This is a genomic window from Streptomyces sp. NPDC026500 (assembly GCF_055567635.1).
In genome coordinates, this window is record NZ_JBVHQB010000030.1 from 17,330 (window position 1) to 32,289 (window position 14,960).

General features: G+C 71.8%; 15 protein-coding genes. 14 read left to right on the forward strand and 1 reads right to left on the reverse strand.

All coding sequences use genetic code 11. The features are described 5' to 3' along the window. The first annotated feature begins 165 nt into the window (after positions 1-165). The 6 genes from ACZ4N5_RS37160 to ACZ4N5_RS37185 all read left to right on the forward strand — a co-directional run bounded on the left by ACZ4N5_RS37160 (position 166) and on the right by ACZ4N5_RS37185 (position 6,816). A complete protein-coding gene (locus tag ACZ4N5_RS37160; RefSeq protein ID WP_467761437.1) occupies positions 166-1,122 on the forward strand; it encodes an aromatase/cyclase in 957 nt (318 codons plus the stop codon). Beyond that, positions 1,119-2,888 carry an acyl-CoA dehydrogenase gene (locus ACZ4N5_RS37165; protein ID WP_467761438.1) on the forward strand — a complete coding sequence of 590 codons (1,770 nt, stop codon included), beginning with the start codon at positions 1,119-1,121 and terminating at the stop codon, positions 2,886-2,888. Before ACZ4N5_RS37160 ends, ACZ4N5_RS37165 begins: the two co-directional genes overlap by 4 nt. Before the next feature lie 136 nt (positions 2,889-3,024). Beyond that, positions 3,025-3,846, forward strand: coding sequence for a 4'-phosphopantetheinyl transferase family protein (locus ACZ4N5_RS37170; protein WP_467761439.1), 822 nt, complete (start codon positions 3,025-3,027; stop codon positions 3,844-3,846). Between the two features lie 210 nt (positions 3,847-4,056). Then, a complete protein-coding gene (locus tag ACZ4N5_RS37175; protein WP_467761440.1) occupies positions 4,057-5,535 on the forward strand; it encodes a condensation domain-containing protein in 1,479 nt (492 codons plus the stop codon). A gap of 34 nt (positions 5,536-5,569) precedes the next feature. Further along, a complete protein-coding gene (locus ACZ4N5_RS37180) occupies positions 5,570-5,728 on the forward strand; it encodes a hypothetical protein (protein WP_467761441.1) in 159 nt (52 codons plus the stop codon). A 668-nt stretch (positions 5,729-6,396) separates the two neighbouring features. After that, entirely contained in the window at positions 6,397-6,816 is a 420-nt protein-coding gene (locus tag ACZ4N5_RS37185) for a pyridoxamine 5'-phosphate oxidase family protein (RefSeq protein ID WP_467761442.1), read from the forward strand. 91 nt (positions 6,817-6,907) lie between these two features. On the opposite strand, the gene ACZ4N5_RS37190 is transcribed toward ACZ4N5_RS37185, so the two are convergent. Then, the gene (locus ACZ4N5_RS37190; RefSeq protein ID WP_326783027.1) at positions 6,908-7,378 is read right to left on the reverse strand and encodes a nuclear transport factor 2 family protein; all 471 of its coding nucleotides are present in this window, start codon (positions 7,376-7,378) and stop codon (positions 6,908-6,910) included. Positions 7,379-7,544: 166 nt separating this feature from the next. Here ACZ4N5_RS37190 and ACZ4N5_RS37195 point away from each other — a divergent pair, with 166 nt between their 5' ends. From ACZ4N5_RS37195 to ACZ4N5_RS37230, 8 genes are all read left to right on the forward strand, one after another. Further along, on the forward strand, positions 7,545-9,017 hold the full coding sequence (locus tag ACZ4N5_RS37195) for an FAD-dependent monooxygenase (protein ID WP_467761443.1): 1,473 nt from the start codon (positions 7,545-7,547) through the stop codon (positions 9,015-9,017). A gap of 50 nt (positions 9,018-9,067) precedes the next feature. Continuing rightward, positions 9,068-9,766, forward strand: coding sequence for an antibiotic biosynthesis monooxygenase family protein (locus tag ACZ4N5_RS37200; protein ID WP_467761444.1), 699 nt, complete (start codon positions 9,068-9,070; stop codon positions 9,764-9,766). Positions 9,767-10,024: 258 nt separating this feature from the next. Further along, positions 10,025-10,354, forward strand: coding sequence for a TcmI family type II polyketide cyclase (locus ACZ4N5_RS37205; RefSeq protein ID WP_467761445.1), 330 nt, complete (start codon positions 10,025-10,027; stop codon positions 10,352-10,354). Then, on the forward strand, positions 10,351-11,622 hold the full coding sequence (locus ACZ4N5_RS37210) for a beta-ketoacyl-[acyl-carrier-protein] synthase family protein (protein WP_467761446.1): 1,272 nt from the start codon (positions 10,351-10,353) through the stop codon (positions 11,620-11,622). The genes ACZ4N5_RS37205 and ACZ4N5_RS37210 overlap by 4 nt, the downstream gene beginning before the upstream one ends. Then, on the forward strand, positions 11,619-12,833 hold the full coding sequence (locus ACZ4N5_RS37215; protein WP_467761447.1) for a ketosynthase chain-length factor: 1,215 nt from the start codon (positions 11,619-11,621) through the stop codon (positions 12,831-12,833). The genes ACZ4N5_RS37210 and ACZ4N5_RS37215 overlap by 4 nt, the downstream gene beginning before the upstream one ends. A gap of 61 nt (positions 12,834-12,894) precedes the next feature. Next, positions 12,895-13,164, forward strand: coding sequence for an acyl carrier protein (locus tag ACZ4N5_RS37220; RefSeq protein ID WP_326783021.1), 270 nt, complete (start codon positions 12,895-12,897; stop codon positions 13,162-13,164). 12 nt (positions 13,165-13,176) lie between these two features. Beyond that, positions 13,177-13,965, forward strand: coding sequence for a 3-oxoacyl-ACP reductase FabG (gene fabG / locus ACZ4N5_RS37225; protein WP_328663440.1), 789 nt, complete (start codon positions 13,177-13,179; stop codon positions 13,963-13,965). Positions 13,966-14,015: 50 nt separating this feature from the next. Next, complete coding sequence (locus ACZ4N5_RS37230) at positions 14,016-14,960, forward strand: aromatase/cyclase (RefSeq protein ID WP_467761448.1); 945 nt, start codon at positions 14,016-14,018, stop codon at positions 14,958-14,960.

Below are 14,960 nucleotides of genomic sequence, written 5' to 3' on the forward strand. Positions count from 1 at the left end.
CACGACAAGGTCTGTCGGCGGCCCTCAGCGGCAGGCGGACGGGTTCGCCGGTGCGAGGTCACCGGCGCAGTGATGGCACCGTGCCGGGCGGAGGTCGGAGTCCCGCCGCAGCCCGGACGCCGCCGGTCGGAGCCGGCCGGCGTACCAATGAGGAGGGTGTGGAAGATGTCGGATGCGCGTGTGCACCGCACGGTCCACGAAGTGATCGCGGCGGCCCCGGCCGGAGTGATGTACGGGCTGATCGCGGACGCCACCCGGTGGCCGTTGTTCTTCCAGCCCTGTGTCCATGTCGAGCAGCTCGACTTCGACGGGAAGCGGGAGCGGCTGCGCATGTGGGTCACCGCGGGCGAGACCGTCAAGTCCTGGGTGTCCAGCCGGCACCTGGACGTGGAGCGGCTGCGCGTGGAGTTCACCCATGACCTGCCTGCCGCGCCCACGCGGTCCATGAGCGGCGTGTGGACGGTGGTGCCGCTGGGTGAGTACGCCGCCAAGGTGATCCTGCAGCACTCCTTCACCGTCGCCCGGGACGTGCCGGCGGACGTGGCCTGGGTCGAGCAGGTCACCCGCGACAACAGCCGCGCCCAGCTGGACCGGCTGGCCGAGCTCGCCGAGCGCTGGACGCGTCTGGACGACCTGGTGTGGTCCTTCGAGGACACCGTACGGGTCGACGCCCCCGGCGAGCCGGTGTTCGACTTCCTGTACCGGGCGCGGGACTGGCCCGCCGGCCTCCCGCACGTCAACCGGGTCGACCTGGTCGAGGACGAGCCGGGAGTACAGCTGATGTCCATGGGCAGCCTGTCCGTCGACGGCGGCGCGCACAGCACCGAATCGGTGCGCATCTGCTTCCCGGGCACCCAGCGCATCTGCTACAAGCAGACCCGGACCTCGCCCCTGCTGACCGCGCATACCGGCGAGTGGTCGATCGAGCCCGACGGGTCCGGGGTGAACCTGACGGCCCGGCACAGCGTGCTGCTGTGCGAGGAGAACATGGAGAGCGTGCTGGGCGAGGGCACCGACGCGGTGGCCGCCGGCCGGCACGTGCGCGAGGCGATGGGCCAGGCAGGCCTGTCCGTACTGCGCCACGCCGCGCAGTACGCCATCGACTCGATCCGTGTCCTGTGACCGCGGTCCAGGACACCATGGTCCCCGCACGGGACGAAGGTGAGGCGGCGCCCGCCACCGCGTCCGAGCGCGCCGCCCGGCTGGAGGCGGCCCTCGGCGACCCCCTTGATCCGGACAACCCGCACGGACACCTGGCGCTGCTGCGCGCCGACGAGGCCCGCGACGCGCCGGCGGCCACCGAGGCACTGCTCGCCGAGGCGGGCCTGGGCGCCGAGTTCGTCCCGTACGACCTCGGCGGCCGGCTCACCGATCTGGAGGAACTCGCGCGGGTACTGCGCCCGTTGTTCCGCCGCGATCTCGCGCTCGGCTACGGATTCGGCATCACCTCGCTCTTCGCCGCCTGCGCGGTGTGGACCGCGGGGGACGAGCCGCAGCGCCGGGCGCTGGCCGCGCACCTCCTCGACGGAGGCCGGGTCACGATCGTGCACCGCGAGGTGGCGCACGCCAACGCGATTCTGCGCAACGAGGTCGAGGCGGAGCCCGGTCCGGACGGCGGCTGGGTGCTCAACGGGCACAAGGACGCGGTCATCAACGCCCACCGCGCCGAGGCCTTCGTCGTGTACGCGCGCACCGCGCGCGAGGAGGGTCCGCGCAGCCACTCCGTGCTGCTGCTCGGCCCCGAGCCGCCCGCCTTTGGCGAGGTGCGCAGGCTGGGCAGGGTCGAGATGCCGGGCATGCGCGGCGCTCACTTCTCCGGACTCGAATTCGCCGATGTGGCCGCGGGGCCCGAGGCGCTGGTCGGCGAGGTCGGCGAAGGGGTGTCGCTGGCGCTGCGCAGCTTCCAGATCAGCCACTGTCTGATTCCGGGCGTGGTGCTGGCCGGCGTGGACAGCGTGCTGCGCCAGGCGGTGCGCGCGGCCGTGGAGAACCGGCCCGACGGATGGCCTGCCCGCCGGTGGCAAAAGGTGCTCGCCGGGGTCTTCGCGGACCTGCTGGCCTGCGACAGCATGGCCGTCACCGGGCTGCGGGCGATGAGCCTGCTGCCGGAGGACTCGTACCTGCTGGCCGCCGCGGTCAAGTACACGATGCCGGACCTGCTGCGTGAGGACCTGGAGGAGCTGGCGACCGTGCTCGGCGCCCGCGGGTACGACCGCGGGCCGCTGCACGGCGGCTTTCAGAAGCTCGTACGGGACCTGCCGGTGGCCGGTCTCGGACACGCGGGGACGGCCGTATGCCAGGCGGTGCTGGTGCCGCAGCTGCCGGCGCTGGCGCGCACGGCGTGGTTCCGTACACCGGAGCCGCCGGCGGGGCTGTTCGAACCGGGGGCGCCGTTGCCCCCGTTCGACCACCGGCGCCTCGCGCACTCCGGTACGGACGACCTGCTGACGGCGACTCTGGTCGGCGCGGCGGGCCGGCTGGCGAAGGGGCGCTCCGGGTACGCCGACGGGTCGCCGCACGCGGTGCTGGCGGGGCTCGCGCAGGCGTTCGTGGCGGAGCTGCGGGTGCTGAGGGCGCGGTGCGCCGCGTTGAGCGCGCCGGTCGGCGGCACCGGATTCGATGCGCAGGCCTGCGCGCTGGCCGACCGGTACGCGCTGGTGCTCGCGGCGGCGGCGGTACTCGGCATGTGGGAGGGGCAGGCCGGGACCGGATCGTTCCTGGAGGAGCCCGCCTGGGCCCTGCTCGCGCTGAGCCGGATCGCGCGGCGGCTGGGGGCGGTGGTGCCGAACCTTCCCGAGAGCGTGGTGGGCTCGGTGCTCGGTGAGGTGCTGGAGCGGTGCCGGGAGGGGCGGAGCCTCGACCTGTACGGGACGGCGCTGGCGGGCTGAGGCGTGCGGTGACCTCGCCCGCCCGCCTTCGGGTCACGGCACCGGAGACGTGTCGGGGCGGTGGACGAACGCCTCGGCCAGATCGCCGTCCGCCTCGCGGGACCGGGACGGACGGCACTACACGCAGGAGACGACGATGGACCAGGTGAGATGCGCCGCCCCCCTTCGTGTGCCGCGGCCGCACGGTCCGTGGCACGGGGTGAAGGAGAACCTGACCGGGCTCGGCAACGCGGTGGTCCACACGACCTGGAGCGAATGGCTGCCCAGCGTGCTGACCACACCCCGGCTGCGCGAGCTGCTCGGGCCGGACTGGGACCGCTACCGGCGTACCCCCGACGCCACCGTGCGCTACCGCTTCGCGGCCGCCCGGCTGCTCATCAAGTACACGGCGGCGGCGGCGCTCGGCATCCCGCCGGAGTACCTCGACCTGGCCTACCGGCTGGGAGGGCGCCCCTATCTGCGCGGCTTCGACCAGATCGAGCTGAGCCTGTCCCACACCGGCGACCTGATCGCCGTCGGGCTGAGCCGCACGGGCCGGATCGGCGTGGACGTGGAGCTGGCCAGCCGCAACGTACGGCTGGACCTGCTGGAGGCGCAGATCCTGACCCCGGCCGAGGCGGCGGAGATCGCCGGGTTGCCGGAGGCGGAGCGGGTCCCGTACGCGCTGAAGCTGTGGACCCTCAAAGAGGCGTACAGCAAGGCGCTCGGGCAGGGGCTGCGGCTGGGCTTCAAGGAGTTCGGCTTCAAGGAGTCCGGCTTGACGGGCGCGCGGCTGCACGCCGCGGACGGCAGCGCGGCGACCCGGGGGGAGTGGGGCTTCGCCACGCACCCGGTGATGGGCCGCTACCTGCTGAGCACGGCCTGCCACGACGCGGGGCTGTACACCGCGAACGACACGTCGGTGGGGACCATGCTCGACCAGGGGTTCCTGTCGGCGATGAACCAGAGCGCGAGCTGACCTGCGGCCCGGGTCCGGGGCTTGAGGGTCCGGGGCTTGAGGTGCTCTGCGGCGGACTTCGAGGCGCGCCAGCGCTCTGCCAGGTCCCCGGCAGCGGGTTGCTCCACAGTGGACCCGGGAGTACCGCGCCCTCGGGCGCCCCGCTCTCCGGGTCGTCCGGCGTTCCGGGCGCCCCGTACGGGATGATCTGGACCGGAGGAGGGCGACCACATGGCCAGGCCGAGCCGCCCGCGCGCGGGCCGGGGACGAGGCGGTCGCCAGGCAGGCTCCGCCCTGCCGCTGACCTGGTGGCAGCACGACCTGCTGCTGGACTCACTGGAGCACCGCGGCACCGGCCGCCACGTCGAGCAGCTGTCCTGGCGCTGGTGCGGACCGCTGGACACCGAGCGGTTCACCGCGGCCTGGCAGTCCGTCGCCGACCGGGAGACGGTGCTGCGCGCCGCCGTCGACTGGGAGCCGTGGCCGCGCGTGGTCCTGCACGACCGGGCCGCCGTCGAGGTCGTACGCCACCGGGCCGGCGGCGTCGACTGGGACGAGCTGGTGGAACGCGACCGGCTGCGCGGCTTCGACCTGCGCGGCCCCGGACCGCTGCGGGTCACCCTGGTCGACGACCCGGCGCCCGCCGCGCGCGTGCTGCTCACCTTCCACCACGGACTGCTGGACGCCTGGAGCGTGTTCGTCCTCCTGGACGAGTTCTACCGGGCCTATCTGGCCGGCGGCGCGCTGCCCGGAGGGGAGAGGCGGCCCGACATCCGCGACTGGGCGCGCTGGCTGGAGCACCAGGACCCGGGCCCGGCACGGGAGTTCTGGACCCGGACGGTACCCGAGGGCGCGCCTGCCGTGCTGCCCGCCGCGCCCGGCCCGGACACCCTGGAGAGCGGCTGCGGCCGCGCCGAGGCGCGCTTGTCGGCCCAGGAGGCCGAGCGGCTGTACCGCTGGGCCGCGGCCCAGGCGGTGCCCGACTCCAGTGCACTGCAGGCGGTCTGGGCGATGCTGCTGTATCGCGGCGCGGGCCTGAGCGGCCCCGCGCAGGTCGGATTCGGCGTCACCGTTTCGGGGCGCGGCATCGCCCTGGAGGCCGTTGAGCGGCTGCCCGCGCCGATGCGCAACTGCCTGCCGATGTCCGTCCAGGTCGATCCGGCGCACCGGCTGGGGCGGCTGCTGACGGTGCTGCGCGACCGCGCGCTGGACATGGCGGCGTACGAGTGGGTCTCCGCCGGGCAGATCCACGAGTGGACCGGCCGGGCCACGGGCGGCGGGCCGCTGCTGGCGAGCCTGGTAGCCGTCGGAAGCGTGCCGCGCCCGCCGCGGGAGCTGCGCGCCGGGCTGGCCGACCACGGCGTGCGGATCGAGCCGCTGTACGCGAGCGGTGCGCACACCGCCTTCCCCGTGGCCCTGCTCACGCAGCGCGGCCCCGACGGCTCGCTGACGCTGACCGCCGCACACGACCGGTCCCGGATGTCCGGAGCCGATGCGGTCCGTCTGGTCGGCCACTGCGCGCGGCTGCTGCGCGAACTGCCCGCCACCAGCGCCGAGACGACGCTCGCCCAGGTGCTCGCCGTCCTCGAAGGGGACGAGCCGCCGCGGATCGCCCAGCGGCGCGGCTCGGCCGCTCAGCGGGCGGCACGCTTCCGCCTTCACTCGATCGGTGAGCGATCCGACGTCGAGTGGATCCCTAGCGGGTCTTGACACCGTGGGACGACTCATCGTGAAGGAGCCGCCCATGTTCACCTACGACATCAGGCAAGATTTCCGGGAGGTCGAGATGTTCTTCTTCGGCTTGGTCCCGCTGGGGGTCGCGCCGCCGCTGCGGCTGGCCGGCGTGGACGAGGACGACGCGGAGTTCCTCGAGGAGTCCACCATCGTCCGCGGTATCGACTAGCCCGTGTCGTACGGGACACCACCGGCCGACCGGCTTGCCGGTCCTCTCTCCGCTCGGCTCTCCACCCACCTCGTTTCCTTGCAGGGTGCCCTGGCCTTCAGGCCGGGGGTGAATGAACTCGCGCAAGAGTCAAGCCGAGTTCGTCTGTTCCTTCTGCGGCTTCACCTGCAACGCGGACACCAATGCAGCAGTCAACGTCGCGGCAGGACAGGGCGGGATTCCTCGCCCCCGGCGATCAGCCGGTGCCGGAGGGACGACAGCGGCCACCAGTCGCCGCTCGAGTATCCGTGAACCTCAACCCAACTGGGTTGGAATCCCCCTCTTTTGAGAGGGGGAGGATGTCAACTCTGCGCTCACCCGGCCATTCGCGTCGCGCGGCTGCGCCGTGTTGTCCGGCTCGCCGTACGGGTGCGGATCCGGCCGTCGGCCGCCCCCGTCGGCCCGGCCCCCCGGGTGGCCCATGGCCGAAACCAGACGGTTCCGAGCGGAACTCGATCCATCGCGTAGCGCCGCTCCAGCCCCGGCCGAGCGGTCTTTTGCACGCTGCCTGCCTGGACCCGGGCCGCCTGGCGGCCCGGTTCGGCCACCGCCGGGTCCGCCCCCGTGCGGGACAGCGCCGCCGGCCTCGCCGCGGCCGTCGAGCACCAGCGAAAGAAAGGAATCACCCGATGTCGCTGTCGAAGCAGCGCGCCGGCGCACCGCAGGTGTCGCCCTCGGTCGAGGCGTTTCTCAACGACCCCGAGCACGCGGGCGTGCTCACCACCGTCAGGCCCGACGGGACACTGCACACGGCGCCCGTACGGTTCACCTGGGACGGGACGGCCGGCCTTGTCCGGGTCATGACCGTCGCCTCCTCGCGCAAGGCGCGCAACCTGCTGACCGACCCCGGCGGCCGGGTGGCGATCTGCCAGGTGCAGGGCTTCACCTGGGTCACGCTGGAGGGCTCCGGCACGGTGGTGCGCGAACCTGAGCGGGTGGCCGAGGGAGTCAAGCGGTACGCCAAGCGGTACTGGTCGGCGCCGCCGAACCCGCCCGGCCGGGTGGTGATCGAGATCGAGGTCGACCGGGTACTGACCCTCAACACCTGAGCAGTACCTGCGCACCACCGCAGCCCCGGCACCCGAGCGCGCGGCGGCAGCCTTCCCGGCTGCGCCGCGCGCTCACCCGTATCGCGCGCGCCTACGCGACCGGCGGAGGAGTGCCGTCCGCCCACAGCAGGCGGAAGGACAGCAGGGTCAGCCGCCACCCGACGGGGGTGCGCAGGGCCTCGCCGTTGACGAAGGTGCCGGTGGTGAACAGCGGCGCGAGCACGCCCTGCGGCGGGACGTGGCGCGGGTGGTGCACCTGGGTGGAGATCAGGTTGGCGCGGAGGGTGGCCCGGTCCCCGTCCAGGACGACCACGGCCGGGGAGCCCAGGTGCTGGGTGGCGGCGAAGGACGACAGGGCCTTGCGGTGGAACCCGGCCATGCCCTCGGTGCCCTCGTGCCGGCTCATCGGCGGGAAGGCCACCACCGCGTCCGGGGTGAACAGCTCCGCCGCCCAGGCGTCGTCGAGCTCTTCGTCGTCGAGGGAGACCAGATAGCGGTTCAAAAGGGCCGCCACAAGAAGGCTTGCGGTGCCGGATTCCTCGAGGATTTTGGTGGAGGTCATCCTTGAGAATGCGCCTGGCCCGTCCCGTCCGGGCAACCCCGCCTGACAAAGATCTGACATTGCTGACGCTTTTCTGTCATTGATTGTCGAAGGTCTGTATCAATCCGTCTTTACGCCCCGCCCGGGCCCTCGTGATACTGGCCGAACACCAGTGGGAAGAGGCGGGATGAGCACCTTTGATGTAGATGCCATTGTCGTGGGAGCCGGGCCCACCGGACTCATGCTCGCGGGCGAGTTGAGGCTCAATGGAGCCTCGGTGATAGTCCTTGACAAACTTGCCGAGCCGATTATGGAATCCCGGGCGCTCGGCTTTTCTGCGCGGACCATCGAGGAATTCGCCCAGCGCGGCCTGATCGCCCGCTTCGGCGAGGTCGGCGTCATTCCGGTCGGCCACTTCGGCGGCGTCCCGCTCGACTACCAGGTGCTCGAAGGCGGCTCGTACGGCGCCCGCGGCATCCCGCAGGCCCGTACCGAGGGCGTCCTCGGCGGCTGGGCGCGCGAACTGGGCGCCGAGATCCGCCGCGGCGTCGAGGCCACCGGCCTGGCCCAGGACGCCGAGGGCGTGACGCTCACCGCGCAGGGCGCGGACGGCACCCTCACCCTGCGCGCCCGTTACGTGGTGGGCTGCGACGGCGCCCGCAGCATCGTGCGCAAGCTCGCCGGCATCGACTTCCCCGGTACCGAGCCGGCCATCGAGCTGCGCTTCGCGGACGTGGCCGGCGTACCGCTGCGCCCGCGCTTCAGCGGCGAGCGCGTCCCCGGCGGCATGGTGATGGTCATCCCCATCGGCCCGGACCGCAGCCGCGTCATCTACTTCGACAGCGCCGAGCCTCTGCGCAAGAGCCCCGAGGCGATCACCTTCGAGGAGGTGGCCGCATCCTGGCAGCGCCTGACGGGCGAGGACATCAGTGGCGCCACGCCGCTGTGGGTCAGCTCCACCACCGACAACAGCCGCCAGGCCACCGAGTACCGGCGCGGCCGGGTCTTCCTGGCCGGTGACGCCGCGCACATCCACCTGCCCATCGGCGCGCAGGGCATGAGCGCGGGCATCCAGGACGCGGTGAACCTCGGCTGGAAGCTCGCCCTGGACATCCAGGGCCGGGCGCCCGAGGGCCTGCTCGACACCTACCACGCCGAGCGGCACCCGGTCGGGGCCCGGATCCTGACCAACACGCTCGCCCAGCGCATCCTCTACCTCGGCGGCGACGACATCACCCCGATGCGCGAGGTCTTCACCGAGCTGGTGGAGAACCACGAATCGGTCCGCCGCCACCTCGTCGGCATGGTCACCGGCCTCGACATCCGCCACGACGTCGGCGCGGGCGACCACCCGCTGCTCGGCCGGCGCCTGCCCGACCGGGAACTCGTCGTCGACGGCGAAAAGACCTCGGTCTTCGCGCTGCTGAACGCCGGCCGCGCCGTGCTCCTCGAACTCGGCGGCGACCACGGCCTGCGCGAGGCGGTCGCTGGCTGGGCCGACCGCGTCGAGGTGGTCCGCGCCGACCAGCCCGACTGCGACGCCCCGGTGGACGGCATCCTCGTCCGCCCCGACGGCTACGTCGCCTGGCTCGCGCCCGAAGGCGCCGGCTCCGAAGGCCTCACCGACGCTCTCACCCGCTGGTTCGGTCCCGCCGGCTGAGCGCTTTTCCGTCCCGCTCCGTCCGTACCCTCCACAGGAAGCGAAGAAGAATGCCTTTCATCTCCCTTGAGGACAAGCACCTGACCGTCCTCAACCTCTTCACCACCGACGCGCCTGAGAAGCAGGACAGCCTGATCGAGGAGATGCGGAAGATCGTCGACGCGGCGACGTACGACGGCTGGATGAACAGCACCGTGCACGCGGGCGTCGACAGCCTGGGCACCGCCAACTTCATCCAGTGGCGCAGCGGCGAGGACCTGGAGCGGCGATACGAGGGCGAGGAGTTCAAGCACCGCACCCTCCCCGTCTTCGGCGAGATCACCACCTCGATCAAGCTGCTGCAGAACGAGGTCGCCTACACGCTGACCTCGGGCGCCCTCGACGGCAAGGTCGAGGTCGGCCCGCACCGCGACGACTACACCGTCCTCGGCGTCTTCTCCGTGACCGACGACGGCCAGGACGAGGCCATCGACGCCCTCGGCAAGGGTCAGGACTTCTTCGCCGAGGTCCCCGGCTTCCGCTCGCACGTGGTCCTCAAGGGCCTGCGCGCCCGCGGCCTGGACGGCAAGTTCGTCGTCTCCTACTCGCAGTGGGACAGCAAGGAGGCCTTCGACTCCTACCGCAACCAGGCCCCGGAGCAGCAGTCCGCCGCGCGCCAGGAGGCCCAGAACCGCGTCCGCGCCGTCTCCACCGGCGCCCCGTACATCAACTCGTACACCGTGGTGCACTCCCGCTCTGCCGGCGAGTGAACCGGCGCGCTTTCCACGGCGCGACGGGACCGCAATGCCCTGGACGCCCGGCACCCCGCTCAGGGCGCCGGGCGTCCCGCGTACGTGCCCCCCATCCACGAGAAGGCGCACTGTGCACCCGCTCCGGCGGAATTCGAGAATCCCCCGTGCGGCGCGCTATCGCCAGGCGGGACCGTCAAGCCAGTGGCGAATTCAGGCCGCCACACGGGCCGCGTTTGCACCGCGCTCTCCCGCGCACACGCTGAGGAGCCAAACCTTATGCACAGCACGTTGATTGTCGCCCGGATGGCAGCAGCCTCGTCCGTCGATGTGGCAAGGCTGTTCTCCGAATTCGACGCGACGGACATGCCCCGGCGCATGGGAACGCGGCGCCGCCAGTTGTTCTCGTACCGGGGCCTGTACTTCCACCTCCAGGACTTCGACGAGGACAACGGAGGCGAGCTGATCGAGCAGGCGAAGGGCGACCCGCGCTTCGTCGGGATCAGCCAGGACCTCAAGCCCTTCATCGAGGCCTACGACCCCAAGACCTGGCGCTCACCGGCCGACGCGATGGCCGCACGCTTCTACAACTGGGAAGCGTCCGCATGACCCGCCGACGCGTCGTCATCACCGGAATCGAGGTGCTCGCCCCCGGTGGTGTCGGCAAGGAGAGGTTCTGGAACCTGCTGAGCGAGGGCCGCACCGCCACCCGCGGGATCACCTTCTTCGACCCCGCGCCCTTCCGCTCCCGGGTGGCCGCCGAGATCGACTTCGACCCGTACGCCCACGGGCTGACCGCGCAGGAGGTGCGCCGCCTGGACCGGACCGCGCAGTTCGCGGTGGTCGCCTCGCGCGGCGCGGTCGCCGACAGCGGCATCGAGCCGGGCGGGATCGACCCGCACCGCATCGGTGTCACCGTGGGCTCCGCGGTCGGCGCCACGATGAGCCTCGACGAGGAGTACCGGGTCGTCAGTGACGGCGGCCGGCTCGACCTGGTCGACCACGCCTACGCGGTCCCGCACCTCTACAACCACATGGTGCCGAGCTCCTTCGCCTCCGAGGTCGCCTGGGCCGTGGGCGCCGAGGGCCCCTCCACCGTGGTCTCCACCGGCTGTACCTCCGGCCTCGACTCGGTCGGCTACGCCGTCGAGCTGGTCCGCGAGGGGTCGGCGGACGTGATGATCGCAGGCTCCTCGGACGCCCCGATCTCCCCGATCACGATGGCCTGCTTCGATGCCATCAAGGCCACCACCCCCCGCCACGACGATCCGCACAGCGCCTCGCGCCCCTTCGACGGCACCCGCAACGGGTTCGTGCTGGGCGAGGGCACCGCCTTCTTCGTGCTGGAGGAGCTGGAGAGCGCCAAGAAGCGCGGCGCGCACATCTACGCCGAGATCGCCGGCTATGCCACGCGCTCCAACGCGTACCACATGACGGGCCTGCGCCCCGATGGCCTGGAAATGTCCGAGGCCATCAACATCGCCCTCGGCGAGGCCCGCATGAACCCCGAGGCGATCGACTACATCAACGCGCACGGCTCGGGCACCAAGCAGAACGACCGGCACGAGACGGCCGCCTTCAAGCGCAGTCTCGGCGACCACGCCTACCGCACGCCGGTCAGCTCCATCAAGTCGATGGTCGGGCACTCGCTCGGCGCGATCGGCTCCATTGAGATCGCCGCGTCCGCCCTGGCCATGGAGTACGACCTCGTACCGCCCACGGCCAACCTGACGACGCCCGACCCCGAGTGCGACCTCGACTACGTCCCCGTTACCGCGCGGGAACAGCTGGTCGACGCGGTCCTCACGGTCGGCAGCGGATTCGGCGGCTTCCAGAGCGCCATGGTGCTGGCCAGCCCTGAAAGGAACCTCGTATGACCGCGTCGGTAGTGGTCACCGGCCTCGGCATCGCCTCCCCCAACGGGCTGGGTGTCAAGGACTACTGGTCGGCGACTCTTGGCGGAAAGAACGGCATCGGCCGGATCACCCGCTTCGACCCGTCAAGTTACCCCGCCCGCCTGGCGGGTGAGGTCCCCGGCTTCGTCGCCGAGGACCACCTGCCCTCACGCATCCTGCCGCAGACCGACCGGGTCACCCGGCTCGCGCTGGTGGCCACGGACTGGGCGCTGCAGGACGCGGGCGTCGACCCCGCGGAGATGTCCGGGTTCGACATGGGCGTCATCACGGCCTCGGCCGCGGGCGGCTTCGAGTTCGGCCAGGGTGAGCTGCAGAGCCTGTGGGGCCGGGGCAGCCAGCACGTCTCGGCGTACCAGTCCTTCGCCTGGTTCTACGCCGTCAACAGCGGCCAGATCTCGATCCGCAACGGCATGAAGGGCCCGGCCGGCGTCGTGGTCAGCGAGGGAGCCGGCGGCCTCGACGCCGTCGCCCACGCCCGCCGCCAGATCCGCAAGGGCACCTCGCTGATCGTCACCGGAGCCGTCGACGCCTCCATCTGCCCGTGGGGCTGGGTGGCCCAGCTGTCCACCGGCAAGCTGTCCACCAGCGACGAGCCCGCCCGCGCCTACCTGCCCTTCGACCGCGACTCCCGCGGTTATGTGCCCGGCGAGGGCGGCGCGATCCTCATCACCGAGGACGCCGACGCGGCGCGCGCCCGCGGCGCCCGCATCTACGGCGAGATCGCCGGCCACGGCTCGACGATGGACCCCAGGCCCGGCAGCGGCCGCGAGCCGGGCCTGCGCAAGGCCATCGAGCTCGCCCTCGCCGACGCGGGCGTCGACTCCGGCGACATCGACGTCGTCTTCGCCGACGGCGCCGGCGACCCCGAGCCGGACCGCATCGAGGCCGAGGCGATCACCGCCGTCTTCGGAGCCCGGGCCGTCCCGGTGACCGTGCCCAAGACAATGACCGGACGCCTGTACTCGGGCGCGGCCCCGCTGGACCTGGTCGCCGCCTTCCTCGCCATCCGCGACGGGATCATCCCGCCCACCGTGCACGTCGACCCGTGCCCGGACTACTTGCTCGACCTGGTCCTGGGCCAGCCGCGCCCGGCACCGGTGCGCACCGCGCTGGTCCTGGCCCGCGGCAGCGGCGGGTTCAACTCCGCCATGGTCGTGCGCGCCGCCGAGTAGGGCGGCCTCGTCCGCACGTACACCACCACCCACGCAACATCATGATGAAAGGGACTCCACCATGGCCACCAAGGCGTTCACCCTCGACGACCTCAAGCGCATCCTGAAGGAGGCCGCGGGCGTGGCCGAGGGCGTCGACCTGGACGGCGACATCCTCGACACCGAGTTCGACGTGCTCGGCTACGAGTCCCTCGCCCTGCTGGAGGCCGGCAGCCTCATCGAGCGCGAGTGCGGCATCTCCCTCGACGAGGAGGCCGTCAACGACGCGCACACGCCGCGGACCTTCATCGACGTCGTCAACATGCAGCTCGCGCCTGCCACGGCTGCCTGAAGGGATCCGGACATGACCCAGCACGCCACCCCCAAGGTCGCCGTCGTCACCGGCGCCACCAGCGGCATCGGCCTCGCCTCGGCGCGTCTGCTCGCCTCGCAGAACCACAAGGTGTTCATCGGCGCCCGCAACGCCGACAACATCGCCGCCACCGTCAAGGAGCTCCAGGCCGAGGGCCTGGACGTGGACGGCGCGGTCGTCGACGTCCGCGACACCGCCTCGGTGGACGCCTTCGTCCAGGCCGCCGTCGACCGCTTCGGCACCGTCGACGTCGTGGTCAACAACGCCGGCCGGTCCGGCGGCGGACCGACCGCCGACATCACCGACGAGCTGTGGCAGGACGTCATCGAGACGAACCTCAACAGCGTCTTCCGCGTCACCCGCGCCGTGCTCAGCACCGGCGGCATGCGGCACAAGGACCGCGGCCGGATCATCAACATCGCCTCCACCGCGGGCAAGCAGGGCGTCGTCCTCGGCGCTCCGTACTCCGCCTCCAAGCACGGCGTCGTCGGTTTCACCAAGGCGCTGGGCAACGAGCTGGCCCCCACCGGCATCACCGTCAACGCGGTCTGCCCCGGGTACGTCGAGACCCCGATGGCCCAGAAGGTCCGCCAGGGCTACGCGGCCGCCTACGACACCTCCGAGGACGCCATCCTCGAGAAGTTCCAGGCGAAGATCCCGCTCGGCCGCTACTCCACCCCGGAGGAGGTCGCCGGCCTGGTCGGCTACCTGGCCTCGGACACCGCCGCCTCCATCACCTCGCAGGCGCTCAACGTCTGCGGCGGCCTGGGCAACTTCTAGCAGGGCCCGCCCCCACGCACCCCCCGAACACCACCTGAGGAGAACCCGTCATGACCACGCGTGAGGTCGAGCACGAGATCACCGTCGGCGCCCCGGCCGCCGCCGTGTACCAGTTGCTCGCGGACGTGAGCAACTGGCCGCGCATCTTCCCGCCCACCATCCACGTGGACCAGGTCGAGGCCGGGGGCGCCGAGGAGAAGATCCGGATCTGGGCGACCGCCAACGGCCGGCCGAAGAACTGGACCTCGCGCCGCACCCTGGACCCGGCGGGCCTGCGCATCACCTTCCGCCAGGAGGTCCCGGCGGAGCCCGTCAAGCACATGGGCGGTACCTGGATCGTCGAGCCGCTCGGCGAGGCGGAGTCCCGCGTCCGGCTGTTGCACGACTACAGCGCCATCAACGACGACGCGCACGACCTGCTGTGGATCGCGCAGGCGGTAGACAAGAACAGCACCTCCGAGCTGGCCGCGCTCAAGGTCAACGTCGAGGCGGCGCACGCCGCGGAGACCGAGGAGCTGACCTTCTCCTTCACCGACACCGTCCAGGTCGCGGGCTCCGCCAAGGACGTGTTCGACTTCATCAACGAGGCCCAGCTGTGGGCCGAGCGGCTCCCGCACGTGGCCGTGGTGCGCCTCGAGGAGGACACCCCGGGCCTGCAGGAGCTGGAGATGGACACCCGCGCCAAGGACGGCTCGGTGCACACCACCAAGTCGTACCGGGTGGTCTTCCCCCACGACAAGATCGCCTACAAGCAGGTCACCCTGCCGGCGCTGATGACCCTGCACACCGGCGAGTGGACGTTCGTCGAGACCGACGAGGGCACCGCCGCATCCTCGCAGCACACCGTCAGCCTCAACACGGAGAACATCGCGCGCATCCTCGGAGACGAAGCCACCGTCGCCGACGCCCGCGCGTACGTGCACACGGCGCTGTCCACCAACAGCTGCGCCACCCTCGCGCACGCGAAGGCCTACGCCGAGTCGAAGGCCTCCTGA

What these genes read in the sequence shown, in the direction of transcription:
- ACZ4N5_RS37195 (WP_467761443.1), top strand. Translation starts at nt 7,545, where the DNA reads ATGAGCACCTTTGATGTAGATGCCATTGTCGTGGGAGCCGGGCCCACC.
- ACZ4N5_RS37175 (WP_467761440.1), top strand. Translation starts at nt 4,057, where the DNA reads ATGGCCAGGCCGAGCCGCCCGCGCGCGGGCCGGGGACGAGGCGGTCGC.
- ACZ4N5_RS37205 (WP_467761445.1), top strand. Translation starts at nt 10,025, where the DNA reads ATGCACAGCACGTTGATTGTCGCCCGGATGGCAGCAGCCTCGTCCGTC.
- fabG (WP_328663440.1), top strand. Translation starts at nt 13,177, where the DNA reads ATGACCCAGCACGCCACCCCCAAGGTCGCCGTCGTCACCGGCGCCACC.
- ACZ4N5_RS37200 (WP_467761444.1), top strand. Translation starts at nt 9,068, where the DNA reads ATGCCTTTCATCTCCCTTGAGGACAAGCACCTGACCGTCCTCAACCTC.
- ACZ4N5_RS37230 (WP_467761448.1), top strand. Translation starts at nt 14,016, where the DNA reads ATGACCACGCGTGAGGTCGAGCACGAGATCACCGTCGGCGCCCCGGCC.
- ACZ4N5_RS37190 (WP_326783027.1), bottom strand. Translation starts at nt 7,378, where the DNA reads ATGACCTCCACCAAAATCCTCGAGGAATCCGGCACCGCAAGCCTTCTT.
- ACZ4N5_RS37170 (WP_467761439.1), top strand. Translation starts at nt 3,025, where the DNA reads ATGGACCAGGTGAGATGCGCCGCCCCCCTTCGTGTGCCGCGGCCGCAC.
- ACZ4N5_RS37160 (WP_467761437.1), top strand. Translation starts at nt 166, where the DNA reads ATGTCGGATGCGCGTGTGCACCGCACGGTCCACGAAGTGATCGCGGCG.
- ACZ4N5_RS37215 (WP_467761447.1), top strand. Translation starts at nt 11,619, where the DNA reads ATGACCGCGTCGGTAGTGGTCACCGGCCTCGGCATCGCCTCCCCCAAC.
- ACZ4N5_RS37220 (WP_326783021.1), top strand. Translation starts at nt 12,895, where the DNA reads ATGGCCACCAAGGCGTTCACCCTCGACGACCTCAAGCGCATCCTGAAG.
- ACZ4N5_RS37210 (WP_467761446.1), top strand. Translation starts at nt 10,351, where the DNA reads ATGACCCGCCGACGCGTCGTCATCACCGGAATCGAGGTGCTCGCCCCC.
- ACZ4N5_RS37180 (WP_467761441.1), top strand. Translation starts at nt 5,570, where the DNA reads ATGTTCACCTACGACATCAGGCAAGATTTCCGGGAGGTCGAGATGTTC.
- ACZ4N5_RS37185 (WP_467761442.1), top strand. Translation starts at nt 6,397, where the DNA reads ATGTCGCTGTCGAAGCAGCGCGCCGGCGCACCGCAGGTGTCGCCCTCG.